Here is a 23,163-nt window from a genome sequence, read left to right on the forward strand (position 1 = left end):
GAAACGTGAAAGCATCAACACTCATTAAAGTCGCCTTCTTATTGCTAACGATGTTTAGCTTCGGAACTAAGGCAGAAACCTACATATTTCGCCTAGTGAGTGAGATCGATAAAAGTAACTTCTTTTCTTACCAGATCAGGAAAGTCACGTTTTCCCCTGCCAACATAACACTGAGACCAAACACAGAAACCAATACGTTTCATGATGCGTTTACGCTTTTGACCGTTGATACCGATATTCCGAGTTCCGACGTATCAATGAAGTTCCAGTTGTTTATGAAAGGTAACACTGCACAGTGCTTTGATATCGAAGAGACTGCGTTAGTGACGCCGTCTGATTTTGCACAAATTTTTATTGCTGAACAGCCACTGACCGAGCTCACGCCTGCTTTACTCGACTTTAACAAGACATCTGATGGACTAAAAAGTGGTGAGTATGACGTCAAGCTCACTTTTGGTGAGATTCCAAATGGCGCAAATATCTGCCGAGGAGAATTTTCTGTTCTAGCGGAGTTGTCTCTGTGAAAAAAACAAGGTTATTTACCACTGCTGCGTTAAGCACCATTACTCTCCCTCTGATTGCATCTGCATCTTCTGTTCCTGAAGGTTTCCAAGATTTCTTCCAACAACAGAAACGAGACGTAGAGATTAAAGGCATTGATGGCACGTTTTTTAGTGTTCCAATGCTTGTAACTTATGACTCTGTAAGACTGGAAGATCCTAAAGACGCTCGTGGCTTCATTACACATCTCGTTTTATCAGGTTTGAGCGAAGATGCCGCTCGTGAAATCGTAAGTACCTTACAGCATGGTCAATCCAACAGTGTTGATTGCATTGGGGATTTAAACCTCTGCTCTCTTGCTCCACAAACCTTTGACACCTTTTACGATTATCACTCGAACAAGTTATACCTTTATGTAAATAAAGAGATGCTAGAGGACAATAAACCCAAAGCTATCCAGAAAAACTATGCCGCTACCTATAACGAAAATGCGGGGATAATCAATGATGCAAGCCTCTATACTTCTTCCGATTTATCAGATAACACGACCGTATCACTTAGTGACCAACTGATATGGGGTCTACCCTATGGGTCAATCCATATAGATTCTTACATCAGTAATCAGGAAGACGCATCGGAGTTGAACTACGGATACTATAATCTCGAGTACAAAGCCGTACGAATGACCTCGGGCTATCACCAAGACCGCCTTGCATTAAATAGCACCTCATTCCTTTTAAATGGTACACAATATCACGATCTAAACGCGAGCTTGTCTTCTAGCAAAAACCTTAGTCGTACTAATAAAAAAGATGAACAATTTTTGTTCTACTACGCGCCGTCTCCAGGTGTCCTGAAAGTCTACAAAGATGATCAAATCATCGTTCAGCGCTCCGTTGGTGAAGGTCAAGGCAGCTTGCGTTATTCAGAGTTACCACATGGTGTTTATGATGTTGTCATAGAGATCTCAACCGGTAATCAAGTAGTCTCATCTGAATCAGCTCGAATCTACAACGCAAACACTGACACATTAAATACCGGAGAGTTTGACTACTTGCTGTCTGCTGGCCAATTTCAAGGTAACGAAACGACTCAACTTAACCCCAACAGCACAACAGAATTAGCTCAATCATTTGACGATACCCCCTATGTACAAGGGCTTGTAGCTTATAAGTGGTCAGACGCTCATACCGTCGCCATTGGTTCAACCATCACGGATAACTACGTGATGAATCAAATTGGATTCAAAGGCTACCTCCCTTTCGATAGCCGATATGAAGTGTCCTTGTCGAGTATCGATAGTGAAGCGTTCTATGTATCTGGATACTGGAACATCGATAGCATTGGCATTACTTATGAAAAACTGACAAACGACGAGCGAAATCTATTCGCTGAATATTTGTATGGCGCAACAAGCAAAGAACAACTGAGCATTTCGAGTAGCTTTGCATTAGGCGCCGATATTCGGGGCTATGGGTCGGTGAACTACTTGAACCAAATTGATTTTTACGAAAATGAGCTCACAAACTGGTTCATTTCATCAGGTCTGAGTATGCCTTTTATTCTGAATTCCAGCTTGGATTTAAACCTTAGTTTCAGCAATGAAGAATTGGTTTCAAATTGGGATCAAGGTGAAGCGACCATCGCATTAAATTGGTCAGTCCCACTGTCGTCAATTTTAAGAGGCAACGCCGGTGTAACTTTTGATGAAGACGGTTTTAGCCAATACACAAACAGTTTGGAAAGCCGTGATCTTGTTAAGCGCGATGATACTGACTTGCGGGTGACACTAAGCAATAGCTACTCACAGAACTCACCAGATACAACACTAAATAGCCTGACAACCTATGGCTCACAACACAACCGTCACTATCAAGCTGATGGCTTTGCCTATATCGCAGATAACGGCGAACGCTCTTTTAACGCTACGCTAAGCAGCACACAGGTAGTTGGCAAAAACAGCCTGAACTTCACTACACAACATAGTGATGCGTTTGTAGCTGTCGATACCAAAGACAATATACGCTTTGATAAAGACGAAGAACAAACAAAAGGCCTGTTGGTTATACGCTCTAACGATAAGTTTAACCGCAAGGAGTACATCAACAACGAGTCGGCACTCATTCCTTTAGGAGAATACCAAGCCAGTACCGTTGAACTCGATGTAGAAAGTGTCGCTTTACACAACAGCGGTCAGCAATCAGTCACCGCTTACACCCATCCAGGAACCGTTGTGGAGCTGAACTCTAACGTGAGTCGAGTCATTAGCTTTGTCAGTAAATTTAAAGACATCTTTGGAAACAATATCGAAGAAGTGAAATGTTCAGGCCCAGCCTGTTTGGAGATATCTAACATCACTTCTGGTATTCACAAAATAGATGTGCAAGAGGGCCTGAGCTTCACTCTGACTAGTGACGGCCAACAGTGCTATTTACCTTCAGTGGATGATGCAAAGCAATTGAACTTTGGCACCAACTATTGTCAACCTGACCTATCGCCTATGGAGTCCATCGTTCTTGTAAAAAATAATCGAGAAATCAATGTTATGTACATTGGTGAATTTGATGACCTAGCAATGATCAAACCGCAACTCCAAGCCATGACAGATCAAGGCATGGAGATCCTAACCACGCAGCTGGGACGCAAGTCTTTCGTTTACCTAACTGGTGAAACAGGGCTTCAGCTGACCCAACAGCAACAACAAGATATTGAAAACGTTGCGCGATATGCCAGCTCCGAAACACCACGAGAGCAAGATTTTGTACTTAACAGACCAGAAGGAAATTGATGATGAGAACATTTCCCATTTTGATGACATCACTATTAGCTAACTCTGCATTCGCGATGAACATCGACACTATGCTGCTTATCGGTGATGAATACGGAAATGGCGTATTCACCATCTCAAATGAAGGAGAAGCAACAGAGTTTATTCAATCCAATATTACTCAAATCGAAGTTAAAGAAGGCAACCTGATCCGTACTCCCTATACAGAGGACAACTTCGAAGATTGGCGAGTCACCCTAACTCACCCCAAAATGATCCTGGAAGCAGGCCGCCAAAAACAAGTTGGTGTCCGCTCCCTTTGTGGTAGCAAATGTGATTTTACTCAAGATCAATACTTCTTGGTGAGCTTTGAACCTTCTCCATACGATCCAGAAGGCAAATCGAAATCGGCGGTTGTCATTAACTTCGGCTATCGTCCTCTTTTTGTCATTCCGGCAAAAAAACAAAACATCGACTACATGATCTCCCTAGAAAATGGGCAGTTATTTATTAACAACAAAGGAAACAGTTTTATACGTGCTTATATCGATGAATGCACTGATGACATCACGGAGGACTGCGAACTTACAGCGATGTCTCTTGCGGGTCGTGAACGTGCTTATGAACTACCAAAGAACATAAAGTCCACTAATTTAAACGTAACTATCGTTAATCACGATGAAAGCTACCGTGAAAAGCTCACCTTAAGGGAGAGCGAAGAATGAAGCGCGCTCTATGTTACTCTCTTATCTGCGCGTCACCATTGGCTTATTCGTCAACGTTGAACATTGATATTGAAGGCCAACAATTAAGATTTGAAAATGCACTCTCTTTAGGTGCATCTTCTTATACATTGAGTGATTGGACTGTAGCGAGTGGTCTAACGCCAACAAAACGATTTCTTCCCGGAGCTTATTTATCAAACAAGCCTGACAAAATCACATTATCCTCTGCTTCTGGTCAAAGCGTTGAAGCGCCTATTTCAGTCAATGGGCTTCAGTTCAACGTTTCATCCAACTCTTATACTCGTACCGATAACGCATTGGTAAGCCCTACTTGCACAATATCACAGGTGTCCGGAAATACCGTTCATTTAGAAGATGGTACAACGCAAACTTGCAACGCAGATTTCTCATTAGACTACACAGAATCAATCACACCTTTTTACTTCTATCGACCTACTTTTAATTTGAATACAGCCGCCTTGCTCGCAGCTTTTAATGGTAAGCCGAAAGGCGTTTATGCAGGTACAATCCAAGCAGATATCAAATATTATTATGAGTCATTAGGGGGAGCGCTAACCTATCGCGTGATTCCTGAGGTGTTTACTGTGAATGTCAACTATGTGCCAAATACGTTAGAGAGTATCGAAGTCTCCGGCGACGGCATCATGGAGCCCGTCTATGACACGGACAATCACAAGGTCTCGGCTGATACGACATTTAACATTACCGCTTTAGGCCAGTTTAGTACCGGGCTTTATATCACTCTGCTTAGTCATGATTTTGAACTTAAGTCGAGCGTTGGGGAAACCACAATTCCATTTTCTGTCACTTGCCTGCAATCCAATTGTGAAGATCAGGTGTGGATTAAAGATGGTGTTAGCCAACTAGAGAGTGATGAAACTTCATATACGATTGACACACCAAGTAACGTCATCAACTTTGACCTTAAGGTTAGCTACCAAGATATCCCATCGACTGAGGTAGAGACCGGAGCCTACACAGGCAGCTTCACCGTTATGTTTGAGGAACTCTACTAATGAAACCATCTTTAATATGGATCAGCTTAGCATTGACCTACCCTAATCTCTCTATGGCTCAAGAGTCTAATTGGTACGTAGGTGCTGGCGTCAATCATACAGGTAAAATGGATTCAGATGTCTCTGACTCATCACTGGGTGGTCAAATTAATGTTGGTTACGAGTTCCACCCAAACTGGGCCATCGAAGCATCTACCGGTTACTACGGCAATTTGGATATGGTGATTCCTGGAGATTACCGAAATACAATTGAAGAAGAGAACCGCTACGGCTCAGATATATCGCTTCTTGGCTCCCTTTCATTATCACAGTATTACAATCTGTACGGTGGCTTAGGGGCTCAAGTAGAGGGTGGAGACATCTCTCCAATAGGTCAGTTAGGTATTCAATATGAATACAGCCCTTCATGGTCAATCAAGTTTGGCTACAAGTTTCTGTGGGCATCTAAATCCGAATACAATTTGCAAATGTTAGGTTTAGGGCTTCAATACCACTTCGCACGTCCTGAAACTGATGTTGAACAAGAGCCAAGTTATGATGATATTAGTGTTATCGCCTCGACCAAAGTACCTACGTCAACCCCAGAGAAAACGGCGACTAAAACACGCTGCACAACCAACACATACATAGTGAAGAAAGGTGACTGGTTAATTAAGATTGCCTATCAGCACAACTTATCGTTTAGTGAGTTTAAAGCGATAAACAACGACTTTAGAGAGATTAAGGACCTAAACCTTATCTACCCGAATCAAGAAGTATTGGTTCCAAGTGCGGGTTCTATTTGTCCTTGATCTAATCAAACTCCATTGTTAATAAAGCCACCTTTTCAGGTGGCTTTTTATTGCTTTGCTGAGTATCAAAAATGCATAAACATACGTTAAGCATTTTCGCTCTTCTTTCCACTACTACTCGGGTAAAACGTAAAACTCGAAAGCATTAATATAGTCTTGCTTGTTACTACTGTAGTATTTAGATTGAGCGCGGAATCCTTTCATTTGGTAGTTTTGAGGTACAATAAACGTATCACTGTGATCAACATAGCCTGTTGTTCCACAGGCAAACTGACTTCCATTCTTATAGTGAAAAACCATTCGAGCAATCGCAAACAAGTTGTCCCCCTTGTGATTCCAATTACCCCATCCCACATAAATAGAAGTGATATCTCGACCGGATATCTCATGTTTTGTACCACCAGAGCCCCCAACCATTCCATCTTCTGGAGTACCCGCTGCATCTAACCAAGAACCACAGCGCAGAGAAAACATGTTGCTGTCACCTAATAGATAATCGCCCTCTTCGTCACCTTTGTCTGGATAACCGTAGTATTCAGATCTCGAGGAGTCGAGGTCTGCTATAAATGCTTTATGGAACTCTGCAGAAGCGCTAACCGTAACTGACAACACATCGTTTCTTAGTGTTTGGTCTATGTAATTTTCTATAGATTCTCCAACAGAATCTACCACTGTAAGTTTACTCGTTGAGCCATTATCAAAATGACCATTACCATAGACTGCCTCCAATCCCATATTTTGGTAAGGTGCATTCTCACCATCTGGGTCAAACACCTTTAAAGTATACGTATATTCATTTGAGTTCTGCTCTTCATTCAATGACTTTACATAAAAGTCTTTAACTTGGGGTTTATCAAACAAAACACAAGTTACAAAGCCTGTTGAGGTCGTTTTGTTTAATTCGGCAGAAGAACCATCGGTGGCCATGATTCCAACACCAGATGATTCCGAAATCATATCACCGGTCCAATAAGACGTATTTGCTGGCCAGTTTTTTGACTCAAAAAGATTGCCATGTTCTGCGGTCAACGTGCTCCATTCCCTTTGGATAGGCAACCTACCATTTCGAGTAGCACAATATGACTGCGCTTGTTCGAGTGACATTGTCACTACCTTTGAGCCTTGAGGTCCAGTAACTCCATTTTGTAGAACTGCTTCAGAGTATGATGTATTAGTGTAATCCGCGAGAACCTGACTAACTGGTGCGGTAAACGTTATATCAGCACCGATAATAGGGTCTGCAATAGTGATATCTTCCCATTCTTGGACAAGATCGAAGTCAGGTTCGACCTCAATGTAAACTTGCCCTACATCATACCCACCTCGCCCATCGGTAATTGTATAAGCGATCTCGTGTGGCCCGGGCTGAGAAGACTTAAAAGTAAAAGTATGTTCCGTTTGGGAAGTAATATTTGCTTCGGCATTATAGGCGCGAACTGAATCCAACAGCACCAGGTCTTCGGCGTCTGATACATAGTCAGTAAGATCAATTGTGACTAACATATCCTTGGCTAGCTTACCTTCTAGAACCTTGTTTTCAGCCACTGGCGGCGTGTTCACAGTATCTGATACTGCGATGTCTATCGTACCCAACTTAGTGGTAGAGCCATCACTCATTGAGTACAGAACCCTATCGACACCGATTTCGTTTGGTGTAAAAGTAATCTTATTGGTACTTGGCTCTGCCGTGGCTGAGCCAGTACCCAAAACACTAATATCACCTGAAACGACGTAAGACGATGTATCTAGATCTCCAGAAAGCATTGTATTTAAGTCTATCGTTATTTCAGTAAGTCGATCCGTAGTTTCAGAGAGGTTAGGAAGAGTATTATCGCTGGCTGTTTCAGACACTGATACCCTAGCTATAGCACTTGCTCTCCCTACAAAAGCCTCTGTATCACGAGGACCAACTGTGTATTCAAACTGGCATTCACCAACCTGTTCTGCACTCAACGAAAATGCCATTCCATCTATGCCATCAATTTTACAGTTAGAGGCGTCAGACATTGGAATGACAGAAGTTAGTTCAAGCTCAACCTCAGATGATGTTGCCGCTTGAACCTTGATAATGCCTTCAGTTCCTAAAAGCGCTTTGTCTTGTAATGATTCAGCATTAATTAACACTTCTGTTGGAGTTTCAGGCCGTGTCGGATTGGAATCAGAACCACTATTACATCCGAACAGAAAAAAAGATGTTGCGAATAGAGTTAGATATTTATACATGTGTGTTCCTATCTTTATAGGTAAGAAGCGAAATTTGCATTAACGATGTAAGCTTCAACATCTTCGTAGTTTGTAGCGCCACCAGCACCTACCCAATATGGCTGAGTTGGGTCAATGGCTCCCCAATCGAATGTGCCGACAAATTCTGGTTCGCTCGGTCTTTCAGGTGTTGGAGACGAATAGTGATACAGCATGTCACCTTTCTTCTGAAACCACAGATAACGATCTACATATCTAACTTCTGCAGGCGTATTACCTACAAAATTATCAAAACCCGAATAGAAGTTGAATTCTTGCTTTGCATATTGAGTAACAATATTGAAAGTATCCTCGGTTTGAGGAGCTCCAGGTTGATCTCGCTCGGGGTCATTAGCTGGGTTGTACCAAGTTGAATCGGGCATGTTTCCTTGCTGTTCTATAAAGAAGGAAATCGCGCCATAACTTAATGTTCCTTTATTCCGAATATGCAATGCCATCACAAAATCCGAACCAATAAAGTGCTCTTTGTATACCGAACTGCTCCCCATTCCTTTCTCAGCGCTATAGTTGTACAAAACCGGAATACCATTAGCGCCAATCGGAGGAGGCGTATGACCAAACCTCGTATCAACATGATTCCATTTTGATCCATCATGTGTTTCAAGTGATGAGGCATCTTCATCCGGAACGAAAGGATAAAGCTCATTTGTCGAACTCACTAAGGATGAAATAACAGATGAGTTAAACGCGGTATCGAAATATGAGACAGACTGTTTTCCCGTCGAATCCGCAACGAGCTCTTGATGCGTTTCGCCTGAACTAAAGACACCATTTTCTTCTAGAGCCTCTAGTTCAATATCCTGAAATGCGCCGGTGCCTCCATCGGGGTGATTAACGAGCAATTGATATGAGTATTCGTTGCCTGAAGCAGAGATCAAGCTAGGAGAGATAGAAAAATCTTTCACACTCGGATTACTCATATCGACACACGTCGTGTATCCAACATCAGTGCCTGGCTGTTGTCCGGTAGCCCCATCAAAAAGGCTCGCCGTTGCGGCATTGAGTTCACTTACCTTTTCCGCCGTCCAATAGTTCACCTCCGTTGGCCAGTTGTGAGTGGTAAAAGCACTGATTTCATTGGTAATAAGAGAGTCTAGCTCGCGCTGTAGAGGTAAACGGCCACCTCGAGTTTTGCAGTAAGCGCGTGCTTGTTTGAGCGTTTGCATAACCACTTCTGACCCTTTAGGACCCTTTTCACCAGATTCGATATGAGTTGAGGTATAAGAAGCATTCACATAATCCGCGTAAACTTTACTCATTGGCGCAAACAGTCGAATATCAGAACCGATAACAGGATCGTGAGTAACAATATCCTCCCAATCTTGAATCAAAGAAAAGTCCGGTTCGACTTCAATCCGAGCAACTGACGTCGTATAACCACCTCTATGATCACTCACTGTATAAGCGACATCATGTGGCCCTGGCGTCGTCGATGAAAAAGTGAACTTGGTATTCGTCGTATCTGTGGCATCAAATAAAGTGGCCGTAGAGTTAAAATCCTCAATGGCAATGAGTTGAACGTCATCACCATCAACGTCCCCCACATAGCCGCCAACGTCTATCACCACCGATTCCCCAAGCGCTAGCAGTTTGTCATGAGCAAAACTATCTGCGCTAGGTGCCGTATTTGCACTTAACTGAGATGCCGATACTGAAATTGTCCCCACCTTTAATGCTTCGGCACTTTGGTAGCTGTAATGAATTTCACTTTGGCCTTTGCCAGAAGGGCTAAACCGAATCTGCTTAGAGTTGATGTACTCAGCAGTACCACTTCCAACAACGACCATATCCTCTTGAAGCTCAAAAGAAGAATCAGGTACCGAAGAACCTAACTCAACTTCAAGGTCGATGGTAATGTCTGTGCCTTCAGTCGTAGACGCAGTTATGCGTGGCAATGTGGAAGATGAGTAGGTAGAAGCGACAGCAACTCGAGCGTATGAGTATGACGTCGAGTCGTCGTTTACCGGAGCGACTTGATAACGGAAAATACAGTCTTGTGTATCATCAGAGACGACTTGAAAAGCTTCATCTGTAGTACCAGTAATTCGGCACTGCTCACCAGAAAGCGAAGCAACAGAAGTGATACGGAAGCTGCTATTGTCGCTAGTAGATACATGTCCCCCTAACTCTATTTCACTTGTAAAACCAGACAAAGCATTCTCTGCAATGTCTTCCGAGTAAATCGCAGTTTGGGGCTCAGGAGGAGGTAGCACAGAGACTTCATCTTTATCACTACTGCCTTTGCACCCGGCAAGTAAACAAAGAGCAAAGGCACCAAATATGAGCTTTGGAGGACGGTACCTTCTAAGCTGAAAACGGAGTAATTGCGTCATTTTTAATCTAGATAGTTAGAACAAAGTTACGCAATTTTCATATTTTAGTGGTAACTCCACCACTAAACACCCATGATTAGTCATTAAAAGCTAATCCATTGTTTTATATGACATTAATGGTAATTTTAATCACTGTTAATTGTGATATTAATTCCAAAAAACTTCTAAAAAGCCTTAATATCTTCAATAGCCCGCAATAACAAACAAAAATCCATGCAGTCCTGAGTATTCTTAATATCGTAGTGTAAGGACCTCGCCGCTAACTCAACGGTAATTTTTAGCTTACTTGTTCTTGGCTTGAAGTGGATAGTGATACTGTCGCGTTTTAATCCTATTGTGAAGTGATCGTATCCAAGCTCTTTTGCAAACTCTACGATTGTATTTCGCCAAAGTGCGGTCTTCGAAATGGCTTTCATCATTTAGGGTGTACCTGTGAACTTACTAAAAACGACATCAAGTTTGGTCTTTCCAAAGCGGCTACACCAATAAATGATTGTGAAAACCGACAATTGACTGCCATTAAGAAGAGGTAGAGCTTTCTGTATCATTGACTATTGCTCAAACTCATCAACAAGTATCCGTAGGAGAAACATCAATTAGAGTTATTTAGATAAAATTATCTCTACATGATTATTTTGACAAAAGGTAACGACATCCATCGGTTATATGAGAACTCCGATTTCCCCAATAAACAAATTGATTAATAAACATTCAAGTCCATTTATTTAACTTGCGAATTCTTCTTACGCATACTTGCCTCGAATTTCAAAACACGAGCAAGAGTAACAGAATGAACATCGTTAATATCGACCACGTTTACAGCATCGCGCGTAACCACTCAAACTCAGATAAAGCACTGTTTCTACTGCAAGAAATGGCTGAATATTCGAGAGAGACTTTTATGCATGTCATGAACGTTTCTATCTATGCTTACTACTTTGGCGAGTACCTAGGTTTTTCAAAGCAAGAACTAGAACTGATTTTTGATGCTGCTCTTGTCCATGATCTTGGAAAGTTAAAAACACCACTGCATGTCCTACATAAACCTGAGCAGTTGTTACCGATTGAAAGACAAGTAATGAATGAGCACGTCAAAGAGTCATACAATCTCACAAAAGACTATCCTGAGCTAGAATCGGCTTCCATGCTGGGAGGCTTACATCATGAACGCTGGGACGGAAATGGTTATCCGTTTCGCCTGAAAGGTGATGAGATCCCTTATGGGGCACAGGTATTGGCGATTGTTGATGCTTGGGATGCTATGGTTTCTAACCGCTCATATCGAAGAGGAATGAACAGAGATCATGCTTTAAAGATACTTCTCGATGAAAGAGACAGTGGTCAGTTCAATCCAGAACTTGTCGATAAGTTCACCGCTTACATAGAAACGACTTATTAATCTCACTCAAACGGAAACGCCCAAAGTTATTAGCTTTGGGCGTTTCTTCTAACAAAACCTGATTGAGGCGGATGTACGACATATCGAGCGTTACAACGTCATGTGTAAAATTGGAAATGGTTTACCCATATCATCGAGTGGTGAGCGAGACTCGATTTTAAAGCCCATACACTGGTAAAAACCAACGGCTTGTGGGTTTTGCTCATTCACATCGACTTTTACTGCACCGAGATGTTTGATCGCGTGTTGCAGCAACATCTTACCTATGCCCTTTCCTCTTGCTTGATCTAGAAGAAACAGCATCTCGATTTTTTCATCATGAACACCAACAAAACCTTGTATTGCACCTGTCGTGTCTTTCACACACTTTAAGGTGACTGCGGGAAATGCTTGTTCAATGATAATGGGTTTAAAAAACTCAATATCTTCTTCTGTGATGAAGTCATGCGTCGCTCGGACTGAATTTTCCCAAACAGCTAGCAGCTCTGCGTAGTGTTCAGGAAGCACATTTTCTACCGTCATAGATGCTCTCTCTTTGAGTGGACTGAAGTTCAATGTGCAGCCGCGAAGCGTGAGTCTAGCAACTTGGTGACGACGTGTACATTGGAAGATCCTGTGCATTGAGCTCCACTGCCCATTGAATCGAAATGGCGGAGGGTTTGTCCTAGCGCAATTAACCACAATTTAAGCATGGAAATATCACCTTCTTGATACAACACTTAATAAAAAGGAGGTCGATATGAAAAGATTTCAAAACATCTTATTCGTAAGCCAAGGATTAGAAGGTAAAAGTGACTCACTGGAACAAGCGATGAAACTCGCTAAGTCGCATGATGCAAGATTATCGGGTTTGATTGTTTGCCCTGCGATGCCAACCAACATGAGCGAGTACCAACACACTTACGAAAACTCTCTGATAGAAAGTTTGTTCTCTGATATCAAAGCAGCACAGGACCTTGATCCCTCTTCCGACATAGTAGAGCCGTTCCCTATTAATGTTGAAAGTGGCGATCAGCCCGGCGTCTCCATCATCCAGTCTGTCTCTAAGCAATACTATGATCTCGTGATTAAAGATGCTGAACCGTTGGATGAGGGCAGCAAAGGGTTCAAAGCACTCGACATGAAGCTTCTGAGAAAATGTCCCTGCCCAGTTTGGTTAAACAGAAAACCCAAACACTCAATGGTGAAAAAACGCGTTGCTGTTGCTATCGATCCGATTATCTCTAGTAAAGAACAAGAAGTCCTTACGGTTGAATTACTGCAACTTGCGCGTTCAATTGCCGACTCTTTCAATCGACAATTACACATCGTGTCGTGCTGGGAATATCAGATGGAAAGCTATTTGAGGCATCACGTGTGGATTCAAATCGAAGACGATGTGCTAGACCAGCAGATCAACGCGCACCGAACTGCACACCGTGAAGCGCTCGATGCCATAATTGCTACCTCTGGTATCGCTGGCGATTCTGTTGTTCATCACCTTCATGGTTCTGCGGATGAGCAAATCCCTCGCTGGGTCACTAAGGAAGAAATCGATGTATTAGTAATGGGGACAATTACGCGTACCGGAATCCAAGGGGTAATCATTGGTAATACCGCTGAAAACGTCCTGCAATCAATCGACTGCTCGCTGGTTGCTTTAAAACCTGAAGGCTTTATCTCTCCCTTGGCGTAAAGATGAAAAAAGCCCGCCTCTCATATCAAGAAGCGGGCCTGCATACGAAGCATTGATGCACAAATGTACTATCCACGATATAGAATGGTGAAAGTTAAAAGCGACATGCAGCGCTGTTAACGAGTCAGATAATACTGGCTTCGTTTAGTGAAAAAGAGGCAGTCTGAAGATGCGTTTTGAAATGTTTGCCTAGCCTAAATGCAAAAAAAAAAGCCCACACTTCCATGGGGCTTCAAGCACTAATTTCGCATTATTGTCGTTATAAGGTGAGGTCTAACTATAGGAGGTGTTAGTTAACGCTCGAAAAGGATATTAACGCATGAAATGCTTTAAGAATAAGCATCTTAGCACACCACTTTTTTCTACTTGCCAATTGTGCAACATCCACTTATCGACGGACCTCAACCTATATTTAGTTAATATGAAAAAGCCACCACTCTATTAATAAGAGCGATGGCTTTGATGCTTGCCTTAGCCAATTCCTTTTGGCTTTAACGAGTGAGATTAGTTAGCTGGACGCCAAACACCCCACTTGTCTTTTTGGTAAGTCGCTTGTGGATTGTCACCACCTTGGATCCACCACTGAGCTTTCCAGTTTTGGTCAGCGTAAGATACTACTTCACCACCTAGGTAAGTTTTCGCAGCGTCCCATGCATCACCACTTGGATCTGGCGTTGGGTCTGGTGTTGGATCCGGATCTGGTGTTGGCTCTGGGTCTACCGTGCTGTCATCTGCAATAACTTCAAACGTGAATGTCTCTGCACGCTCGCTGTTCACTGCATTCGCAACAAACGACAGTGTTTCATTTTGTGTGATTGCCGTTGTATCAACAACGATAGAAGCCGTGCCATTGTTCTGAATGCTAACTGCTGAACCTTGAGTTTGCGTTAGATTCGCTGCTTCGCTAGTTGCAATAACCACTTTGTCGCCAGCATTTACAACCTTGTCACTCTTAACAAGCTCGTAGATGTCACCAGTCAGTGGCTCCACGCCGCCTTCATCGCCATCAATAACTGAAATCATGCCAGATGCACGGCTATCTTTTGAGTTAAAGAAGTTGCGTGATGGATCGTTCTGGAAGTACATGTAGTGTGACATTTCTTCATGCCAATCACCGATGAAGACTGCGCCGTCTTTGAACTCTGCGTGCCAACCGTTGATTTCGGAAGCCAGTAGACGTTCCCAATCATTGATGTTTGATGCATTCACTTCGATATCAAAGCTACGTGCTACTTCACCGTATTTATTGATGATGTCGTATTTCACCGTATCGCCTAAATCTGGACCGACAAAATCAACTGGAATGTAAAGGTCGCCTTTCACAAGGTCTGGCTGTGGCGTTGGCTCCGGTGGAGGTGTCTCGCCGCCCACAATAGTGATGTCTGAACAGTTGTAGAAGCCTTCACCCGCAGCATCATCACGCTGCCAGCGAACAAAAAGAATCGCATCACCAGAACGATCTGAAGGGATTGTCACGTTCATGCGGTACTTACCACCGCTAACTGGCACGTTACCTTCTGTCTGGATAAGATCTAGGTCACCCCACGCAAGTGCCTTGCTCAGATCTGCACCTGGTTTGGTTAGGTAAAATTCCCAAAATGAAGGGTTGTGAGGTGCGGTCGCGTTAAACACAAATTCGAATGTTCCTGTGTTTAGTTCCGTACGTGTCCAACCTGTATGCGGTGCGCCCATGCCCTTTTTCTGAGGGTCATTTGCGTAACACAACGTACCATCTGGAATAGCAGCTTTTACTGCCGCCATATTGTTGAAATCCGTAATGTTCTTAGCGTATTCATTACGCTGAACAAAAGGATAAGAACCAGAAATTTCCTTTGCTTGAGCACAAGCCGCATTTGGTGGGTTACCCGACCAAATTCCGCCTTGTTCATAACATGTATTTTGTCGAGCACTCGGAAACTCTGACCAACCGTGAGCATTTGCTGCTGTTGGTAGGCCAGATAGCATCGCCATACCCACTGCTGCTTTAAGAATGTTTTTATTTGCTTTCACTTTTTCACTCTCTACCGTTTATAGTACAAATAAGATTCAACGGATGTTTTATAACCGTTGTTACTTATTTCATGTTTATAGTTTTAATCAGTAAACAGTTAAAAATAATATACGTAAGTTCTATCAATGAAAGTTTGACGATTATCGATATGAACAAACATCACAAATTTAAATAAAAAGACAATTTCAGAACATACTGACAAAAAACTAACAAATAACAATATTTACAATCACTTAAATGATTATCACAAAAGAAATTTAGCATAAGATTAGAGCAAATAGTTTAATAAAAAACACCATTTATAAATATTAAATATAATTGATTATTTTGTGACTCAGTTTCCAAGAATGATGATGTGAATAATTAGAGATTAATAAATAAACGAACGCTAATATTTTCTGTAATAATACCAACCATTAATTCATTATAAATTTAATATAATATCAATATTAGCGCTGTCTATTTGATCTACTTGCTTATTTAAACAGCAGGCACAGGGATAATTTTCAGATCTCTCATCGCTTTTTCGTCACGCAGTTTTCTCAGTGGTGCGTATTCAGGAGAGTCATGCCACGCTTGTGCCACTTCCAAAGATGGCCAGTGTTGAATGACACAAACATCTGCCCCCACATCGCCATGTAATGTCGTTGGTGATTTGTTGATCGCAATCGTCTTGCCTCCATAGATTTGAGTGGTTTCAGAAACACGCTCAGCATACTCACTGAAAGCTTCCATATCCTGAATTTTAAACTGTATATAAAGGTAAATTGGTGTCATGTTGATTGCCTATTGGTTTGATTGAATCAGTAAGTCTCACAATACGCCTCTCGATTTGTAACGGTAGATCTCAACACGTTGAATCAGTTATAACTAGAAGTTGAATCTGTTCCATGCTTTAACGCATTACATCAAAAAAGCCCGAATTGAAGGATCACGACTTATGCTTCCGACTCAACTTCCTTTGTTTATTGCGGCTGCTCAAGAAGGCAGCTTTTCTGCGGCTGGGCGCAAGCTAGGGATCTCTGCAGCTGCAGTGAGTAAAGGCGTCGCCGCTTTGGAAAGACAAACTGGGGTGAGGCTTTTCCATCGCAACACACGTCAGTTTTCATTAACAGAGGATGGCGCCAGTCTTTATCAACGCGTCTCGCCGCTACTATCGGAAATTGAACAAAGCATTGATGGTCTGTCTGAGCAGAATAAAAACCCTGCCGGCAAACTTAAAGTCAATTTGCCTGACAGCTTTGGGCGTAAGTTTGTTATGCCGCATATCGCCGAGTTTCTGAACTTGTATCCGGGGATCGAGCTAGATTTGGTCTTGAGTGATCGCATCTTAGACGTCGTCGATGAAGGATTCGATGTGAGTGTTGGCAATCAGATAAACGAAGACAGCCGCTTGGTGGCACGAACAATTTATCAAATGCAAAGCGGCATATTTGCGAGCAAAGAGTATGTTGAAACGTTTGGCCTCCCGCGTAGTGTGGAAGATCTTCATCAACACAACTGCATCGTTTATCGCCCTCTTTCGTCGGGTCGGTCCTACACTTGGCCATTGAAGGACACCCACGGAGAGCACGTTCAATTCATTCCAAAAGGTAACCTTAGCCTATCTAACATTAGCGCCGCCAAAATTGCAGTAATGCAACATCTAGGCATCGCATTCATGGGAAGATGGCATGTAGAAGAAGAGTTAGAACAAGGCAGCGTTGTACCCATCTTAGAATCGTATTGGGTCGAGCCTAAGCCCGTTTGGATTTACTACTCATCTAGAGATAACTTGCCCAAGCGTACACGCCTTTTCATCGACTTTATGGTTGAGAAGCTCAAGTCTTACCCCTCTTAACTGGTTATGCATTACGTTAACGCCTAGCTAACCACAAGTGGTTTGAATGAAAACGGGTTACAATCAGTTTAAACTTTTAGTTACAAGTAAAACAACCTTTACCTCTCTACACGAACAAATCTCTTTATCCAATAATGTGATTACACAACGGAAACGGAGATAGAAAAATGAAAAGAGTACTCGTTCTTGGCTCAACTGGTTTAATTGGTCGTCAATTTGAAACGCTACTAAAAGATAAAGCAGAAGTAATTGGTGCATCGTTCAATCACCCAGAAAATCCGGTAGATTTATCTAAGCCCGAATCGCTTAAAGCGCTGTTTGAGAAAATTGGTAAAGTTGATGCCATCTTCTGTACCGCAGGCGTAGCAAACTTGGCTCCGTGGGCCGACGCGCCGGACTCTGAATGGGAATTCGGTATCAACAACAAAATGATGGGACAAATCAATACCATTCGTTTTGGTGAGAAATACGTGAATGACAACGGTGTCATTGTACTTACTACTGGTATTTTGGCTCAGCACCCATTCCAAGGCAGTGGCATCGTTACCACCGTAAATGCAGCAGTAGAAGCGGCAATAAAAGCGGCGGTCACCGAGATTGATCGAATTCGAATCAACGCAGTGTCTCCTGGGTGGGTCGCAGAAACCATGGTTGCAATGGGTATGGATCCTGAACCGGGCATGCCAGCTATCGAGGTTGCTCAGCAGTATGTAAACCTATTGGAATACAGTGCAACTGGCGAGATCATCACTGCCGTTAAATAACCAAACACAACGTCTAACCCTGTTTTTGAAGAGCGATGGCCTTATCGAGGTCATCGCTTTTTTGCATTCTAAATCCACATCAAAACCAACTCATTCTTGATGCTTTTGTGGGCAATTGTTTTTGTCTAATTCCCTAATTTAAATGAGGTTTTCTCAAGTCTAGAATCGGGACAATTTCACCACAATGAATGGAAAACATAGTGATTCACGTCACAAAAACCTCATGGCACAATCTCTTCCGTCAAGTAAAGAAACAGGGATTCGTTAGACACTTTACCGTTTAATCAAATATTACTTTAGGTGACACTATGAAAAAGCTAATGACTCTAACTTCTCTTATGCTCGCAAGTTTTTCTGCCTTTGCAGGTATCCACACTGAGCATGGTACACAGAGAATTGTAACGGATAACTTCGCCGATAAATCATCCGCTTACGAAGCAAGCTTTGATCTTATCAACGAGATTCAAGACATGTCTCAAACCGAATTGCGCCGTGAACTGAGCATTATTGGTCATGGATTCGCACGCGACATCCGTTTAGACAACACTTACGTAACGGTAGAAGAATATTCAGAGCAACGTGACGAAGTAAAATACCGTGCGATCGTGAATGTCTTCTACAACTATCGTGCAAGCGACTCTGGCAACAACTAAGCTCAATTCCGCACGTTTTTGATAACTTCTCCACCCTCTCTTACGGTGGAGAGGTTGTTTTCATCTGGGAAACTTCCCGTCTTCTCATCACTCTCGTGACATAACACTTCTAAAAACTATGTTCAAACAAACTGCGAATAATAGCGCGTGGTTGATGGCTTTCTTTGCCTGTTTTTCCATCTATTTATCCATCGTTTGCTATCCGTTTCTTTTTTCAAACTCATTTTCTGAACCACTTACCGCCCTTCAATTGTATTATTTGGTCGCAACTCAATACGCTTGGCTTGGCCTGATTGCACTGCCATTCTTACTTTGCTGCCTGTTGCTCTCGTTCTTGCCATCACATCTATTCAAAGGTGCGGTCATCCTCGTTGCCATCGCACTCTTGATCATGCTGAATGTCGACATTTTGGTTTTTCAGCAGTACAAGCTCCACATCAACGCGTTACTTATCCGCATGTTCTTTGAAGGTGGAAAAGAGGTATTTGAAATATCTTGGATGACGTGGTTGATTTTCGTTGGAGAGATCGCGCTACTCATTTCAGGGTTAGTGATGACGGTTTGGTTAAGCGGTAAGCTTGCGTCGAGCCGTCTGAAATATCTGTTGTTCAGTGTTTGGTTTGTCCTATTGCTCAGTACGCAATTCATCCATGCCTATAAGAACGCCCTCTATGACGATGAGGTAAGCCAATTCACGAATAACTGGCCTCTCTATTATCCGCTCACTGCGCGTAAATTTATCTACAAACATGATTTGGTGGATCAAACCATCGCGGCTCAGAACCGAGTTGAACTGAAGGCCGTCAAAAGTGGGTCTCTCAATTATCCCCTCGCGCCATTATCAGTCTCTTCAAAAGAAACAAAGCCGAATGTCCTGTTTATATTAATTGACGCTTGGCGCTACAGCGACGCAACCGCCGAGATCATGCCCAATATTACGCAATTTGCAGAGCAAACCATCAACTTTTCTGAGCACATGAGTGGCGGCAACTCAACACAGGCCGGCGTTTTCAGCTTGTTTTATAGCTTACCCGCCACATACTGGAACAGCTTTTACGCGAGCCAAAAGTCACCTGTGTTTATGGATGCATTGCAAGGCCAAGGGTATCGCATGGGCGTCTTTGGTTCTGCTTCACTCACAAGCCCTCCTTTGTCACGCACCGTTTTCAAAAACGTTGAAAACCTGACGCTTAAGCGCGATGGCAAAACGCAGGTTGAGCGAGACCAAGAAATCACTGATGAGTTTATTGAATTTAAGAACCAAACAAGTGACGACCCGTACTTCGGATTTCTGTTCTATGATGCAGCACATGGAACCAGCTTTCCTGAGCCTGAATTTGCTAAGTTCACGCCTTATTGGAAGCGTGTCGACCACATCAAACTTAACAATGACTTCGATGCCACGCTTTATCACAATCGCTATAAGAACTCTCTGTACTATATCGACAGTTTGATTGCACAAGTGCTGGATAACGTGGATTTAGACAACACCATCGTTATAATCACTTCCGATCACGGTGAAGAGTTCAACGACCATCAGATGAACTATTGGGGTCATACTGGCAACTACAGTGCGACTCAGGTTCACGTTCCGCTTTACGTGTATATGCCAAAGAAAGCGCCTCAAACAATCCGTTATCGAACCACTCATTTCGATATTGTTCCTACACTCATGAATCAGCTCTTTGACGTGACGACGAGCCCCGAATCTTACAGTGTCGGTCATAACTTGTTTGACGAAAACGCATCTCGTGATTGGTTCATTGCTGGCAGTTATTACAACTACGCGCTAGTCGGAAGAGAGAACATGCTTGTGGTTAACCCGGGCGGGCATTCGCAACTGCTTCGAAATGATTTACACATCGATCATTCGGGTCGAGTTCCGGTCGAAACCATGCAGAGAGCACTCGATGAAATGTCCCGTTTCTATTATTGAGTTGCCGGCTACTACTTCGCCTCGCTTTATGCGGGGCTTTTTTATATTGAGCAGAAACGAGAAACGAGAAACGAGAAACGAGAAACGAGAAACGAGAAACGAGAATATTTTTGGGAAAAATAATAACAAGTACAAATTATAAGCAAAAAAAAGCAGCAAATAATTTGCTGCAAAACATTAAGAAATACAAATATACGTAAATGTTAACCTTCCTAGCAGTGGACTAGCTAACGGAAAGAATAATAAATCAAACCATGAGTTCACTCACGATTTATATTATCCATTCATTATGGAAAAAATAGCCGTCAGAAATAACAGACACAAAAAAGCCGATGAAGTTATCTTCATCGGCTTGTATGTTAATCAGTGATTAGAATGAGTAACGAGCAGCAACGGCAAATACGTCGTCTTCGTTTTCAACATCATTGATTTTGTATTCTGCTAGCGCTTTAAAGTTTTCTGTTAAGTTGTACTCCGCGCCGATAGATATGTAATCTACAGTGTCAACGTCATTACGCTCTAGGTTGTTGTAACCTACCAACGCAAGGAAATCATCAGTCACTTTGTACGTTGCAACGGCTTCAATACCAGTGTAATCCGCGTTTACATCAGAACCATCTTTTGCCCAGTTTTCACCATCACTGTACAGCGCCGCTACGTAGAATGCATCGTACTCGTAAGAGATGGCAGAAGTGAATAACTCAGCGTCGTTACCACCTGCAAGTGTTTCACCTTCGTTGTAACCTAGTGCTACTTTAAAGCCAAACGGAAGTTGGTAATCCGCGGCTATACCGTATGAGTTAGAGTCAGTCGATACTTCATCATTTTCTGCTTGGTAGCTTGCATGAACGTTTAAGCCAGCAATGCTTGCCGTTGCTTTGAAGACAGAGTCTGAACGGCCTGTGCCAAATACGTCTGCACTCACGCCTGCCGCTTCGTTACCAAACTCAGGGAAGATATCGGTGTAATCAGAAACCAGCGTCACAGCACCGTATTGGCGACCGTAGCTGAACGTTGCGTAATCTGTCGCAACACCCACATAGCCTTTACGTACATCAAACTCATCATCTTCAACACCGTTAACGTCACGACGGTTTGATTTAAACTCAAGCTCATAAAGACCAAACGCGTAAAGATCATCATTAATTTTAGATTCGCCGCTTAGGCCAACACGTACGTAACTGTTATCGCCATCTACGTCTTTATCATCAGAGAAATAATACATACCCTGCATACGGCCATGAACATCGAGTGTTGTTGTATCGTTAGAGAATACTTCTGCTGCTGATGCACCATTCGCTACAATAAGAGAAAGAACTGCGAAGGCTGTTTTATTCATTTTCATTTAATTACCACTACTTGTTTGTTAATAAGCGGTGACAATTATGCTCAAATTATTATTTTATATTAGCGACAATTTTACTATTTAAAATGGTTATTTTTGAACGAATAACTTCCCTGTTAAACATTTACAAATAAAATAATTACTATATTCTAATAAACAAACTAGAACATTATAGGTAGTTTTCCCAAATAGCAGGTTTACCAATCACCTCTTGAACCATATCAATAAAGAGCTTACCAAGAGGTTGCTGATCACGATGAGAGTACATCGCATAAACTTCGCCAGAATCGGGTAATTTATAATCTGGTAACAAACGAATTAACCCTTGTTCATCAATGTGCTTTTGCAAATAAAACTGGCCAATTAACGCATAACCTAAGCCAGATTTTACAGAATCGATAATTGACTCGGCTTCGTTGACTAAGTATTGTCCTCTCATAGTAAACGTTTTTGTTTCATCTGAGTCTAGACTCGTCGGGATGCGTAATTTATCAGCAATAAAGTTTTCGTTTGAATATACGATTGATGGCAATTTAATCAAGTCTTCTGGCGTTTCTGGCATACCATACGTATCAATAAAATCTCTTGAAGCGACTAATGCCAACTTATTGGAGGCAAGCTTTCTGACGATCATATTGGAATCGCGAATTTGACCAATTCGAAATACCACATCATAACCTTCACTGATCACATCAACCCGATTATCATCTAACACCAGCTCAACACTGATCTCCGGGTATTTCTTGATGAACAATTCAATAGCACGATTGATGTAAGTTCGACCAAAAAACGTTGAGCTAGAAATCTTCAGATGCCCACGAGGCTCATCATGAAACGTTTCAGCTATCTTCTTGGTTTCATTAAGAACTTCCCTCACCTTTTTGGCTTGCTTTACCATCTCTGCACCTGCACTTGTCAAAGACAGAGAGCGTGTTGAGCGGTTTAACAAACGCAATCCTAAATCATCTTCCAATCTTTTAATTTGCTTAGACAGCGCGGAGCGATCAATGTGGTTCCTATCCGCTGCCTTGGCAAACGTACCAAATTCCGCAACGTCCAATAACAACTCAAGCTGTGTAGCAAGATCCATCCAACTCCCTCTCCTAATATTGTGATGAAGAGCC

General features: G+C 42.4%; 19 protein-coding genes. 11 read left to right on the top strand and 8 right to left on the bottom strand.

Features of this window, described 5'->3' with window-relative positions; translation table 11 throughout:
* Window positions 1–5: 5 nt before the first annotated feature.
* The 5 genes from ACLIIY_RS07510 to ACLIIY_RS07530 are packed head-to-tail and all read left to right on the top strand — an operon-like array spanning window position 6 to window position 5,821.
* On the top strand, window positions 6–524 hold the full coding sequence (locus ACLIIY_RS07510) for a hypothetical protein (RefSeq protein ID WP_270050776.1): 519 nt from the start codon (window positions 6–8) through the stop codon (window positions 522–524).
* The gene (locus tag ACLIIY_RS07515) at window positions 521–3,289 is read left to right on the top strand and encodes a TcfC E-set like domain-containing protein (protein ID WP_434528431.1); all 2,769 of its coding nucleotides are present in this window, start codon (window positions 521–523) and stop codon (window positions 3,287–3,289) included. The genes ACLIIY_RS07510 and ACLIIY_RS07515 overlap by 4 nt, the downstream gene beginning before the upstream one ends.
* The gene (locus tag ACLIIY_RS07520; RefSeq protein ID WP_434528432.1) at window positions 3,289–3,993 is read left to right on the top strand and encodes a hypothetical protein; all 705 of its coding nucleotides are present in this window, start codon (window positions 3,289–3,291) and stop codon (window positions 3,991–3,993) included. The genes ACLIIY_RS07515 and ACLIIY_RS07520 overlap by 1 nt, the downstream gene beginning before the upstream one ends.
* Window positions 3,990–5,030 carry a hypothetical protein gene (locus ACLIIY_RS07525; protein WP_434528433.1) on the top strand — a complete coding sequence of 347 codons (1,041 nt, stop codon included), beginning with the start codon at window positions 3,990–3,992 and terminating at the stop codon, window positions 5,028–5,030. The genes ACLIIY_RS07520 and ACLIIY_RS07525 overlap by 4 nt, the downstream gene beginning before the upstream one ends.
* Window positions 5,030–5,821: an outer membrane beta-barrel protein gene (locus ACLIIY_RS07530; protein WP_434528434.1), complete on the top strand. Its 792-nt coding sequence runs from the start codon at window positions 5,030–5,032 to the stop codon at window positions 5,819–5,821. The genes ACLIIY_RS07525 and ACLIIY_RS07530 overlap by 1 nt, the downstream gene beginning before the upstream one ends.
* 114 nt (window positions 5,822–5,935) lie before the next feature.
* Here the strand turns inward: ACLIIY_RS07530 and ACLIIY_RS07535 are convergent, their stop codons facing one another.
* The 3 genes from ACLIIY_RS07535 to ACLIIY_RS07545 form a co-directional block, all read right to left on the bottom strand.
* Complete coding sequence (locus ACLIIY_RS07535) at window positions 5,936–8,044, bottom strand: beta-prism lectin domain-containing protein (RefSeq protein ID WP_434528435.1); 2,109 nt, start codon at window positions 8,042–8,044, stop codon at window positions 5,936–5,938.
* A gap of 14 nt (window positions 8,045–8,058) precedes the next feature.
* Window positions 8,059–10,296 carry a hypothetical protein gene (locus ACLIIY_RS07540; protein ID WP_434528436.1) on the bottom strand — a complete coding sequence of 746 codons (2,238 nt, stop codon included), beginning with the start codon at window positions 10,294–10,296 and terminating at the stop codon, window positions 8,059–8,061.
* Between the two features lie 284 nt (window positions 10,297–10,580).
* Window positions 10,581–10,835 carry a hypothetical protein gene (locus ACLIIY_RS07545; protein WP_434528437.1) on the bottom strand — a complete coding sequence of 85 codons (255 nt, stop codon included), beginning with the start codon at window positions 10,833–10,835 and terminating at the stop codon, window positions 10,581–10,583.
* 371 nt (window positions 10,836–11,206) lie between these two features.
* On the opposite strand from ACLIIY_RS07545, the gene ACLIIY_RS07550 reads away from it, so the two are divergent.
* A complete protein-coding gene (locus ACLIIY_RS07550; protein WP_045410843.1) occupies window positions 11,207–11,815 on the top strand; it encodes an HD-GYP domain-containing protein in 609 nt (202 codons plus the stop codon).
* A 90-nt stretch (window positions 11,816–11,905) separates the two neighbouring features.
* On the opposite strand, the gene ACLIIY_RS07555 is transcribed toward ACLIIY_RS07550, so the two are convergent.
* Complete coding sequence (locus ACLIIY_RS07555; protein ID WP_434528541.1) at window positions 11,906–12,337, bottom strand: GNAT family N-acetyltransferase; 432 nt, start codon at window positions 12,335–12,337, stop codon at window positions 11,906–11,908.
* Between the two features lie 217 nt (window positions 12,338–12,554).
* On the opposite strand from ACLIIY_RS07555, the gene ACLIIY_RS07560 reads away from it, so the two are divergent.
* Complete coding sequence (locus ACLIIY_RS07560) at window positions 12,555–13,490, top strand: universal stress protein (protein ID WP_434528438.1); 936 nt, start codon at window positions 12,555–12,557, stop codon at window positions 13,488–13,490.
* Between the two features lie 504 nt (window positions 13,491–13,994).
* On the opposite strand, the gene ACLIIY_RS07565 is transcribed toward ACLIIY_RS07560, so the two are convergent.
* Together ACLIIY_RS07565 and ACLIIY_RS07570 are read right to left on the bottom strand one after the other, a co-directional pair.
* A complete protein-coding gene (locus ACLIIY_RS07565; protein WP_230599413.1) occupies window positions 13,995–15,461 on the bottom strand; it encodes a lytic polysaccharide monooxygenase in 1,467 nt (488 codons plus the stop codon).
* A gap of 520 nt (window positions 15,462–15,981) precedes the next feature.
* Window positions 15,982–16,278, bottom strand: coding sequence for a DUF1330 domain-containing protein (locus ACLIIY_RS07570; RefSeq protein WP_418097095.1), 297 nt, complete (start codon window positions 16,276–16,278; stop codon window positions 15,982–15,984).
* A gap of 163 nt (window positions 16,279–16,441) precedes the next feature.
* Between ACLIIY_RS07570 and ACLIIY_RS07575 the strand changes: the two genes are divergently transcribed.
* From ACLIIY_RS07575 to ACLIIY_RS07590, 4 genes are all read left to right on the top strand, one after another.
* Window positions 16,442–17,341, top strand: a complete 900-nt coding sequence (locus ACLIIY_RS07575) for a LysR family transcriptional regulator (RefSeq protein ID WP_418097096.1) — start codon at window positions 16,442–16,444, stop codon at window positions 17,339–17,341.
* Between the two features lie 167 nt (window positions 17,342–17,508).
* Complete coding sequence (locus ACLIIY_RS07580) at window positions 17,509–18,105, top strand: short chain dehydrogenase (RefSeq protein WP_418097097.1); 597 nt, start codon at window positions 17,509–17,511, stop codon at window positions 18,103–18,105.
* A 308-nt stretch (window positions 18,106–18,413) separates the two neighbouring features.
* Window positions 18,414–18,758: a DUF3316 domain-containing protein gene (locus ACLIIY_RS07585; RefSeq protein ID WP_033006832.1), complete on the top strand. Its 345-nt coding sequence runs from the start codon at window positions 18,414–18,416 to the stop codon at window positions 18,756–18,758.
* Window positions 18,759–18,876: 118 nt separating this feature from the next.
* Window positions 18,877–20,694 carry a DUF3413 domain-containing protein gene (locus ACLIIY_RS07590; protein WP_434528439.1) on the top strand — a complete coding sequence of 606 codons (1,818 nt, stop codon included), beginning with the start codon at window positions 18,877–18,879 and terminating at the stop codon, window positions 20,692–20,694.
* Window positions 20,695–21,064: 370 nt separating this feature from the next.
* Here the strand turns inward: ACLIIY_RS07590 and ACLIIY_RS07595 are convergent, their stop codons facing one another.
* On the bottom strand, window positions 21,065–22,039 hold the full coding sequence (locus ACLIIY_RS07595) for a porin (RefSeq protein WP_434528440.1): 975 nt from the start codon (window positions 22,037–22,039) through the stop codon (window positions 21,065–21,067).
* A 169-nt stretch (window positions 22,040–22,208) separates the two neighbouring features.
* Window positions 22,209–23,129 (bottom strand): LysR family transcriptional regulator, encoded by a 921-nt coding sequence (locus tag ACLIIY_RS07600; RefSeq protein WP_434528441.1) that lies wholly within the window; start codon window positions 23,127–23,129, stop codon window positions 22,209–22,211.
* Window positions 23,130–23,163: the final 34 nt, after the last annotated feature.

Source organism: Vibrio sp. K4 (assembly GCF_051122595.1).
Classification (GTDB): Bacteria; Pseudomonadota; Gammaproteobacteria; order Enterobacterales; family Vibrionaceae; genus Vibrio; species Vibrio owensii.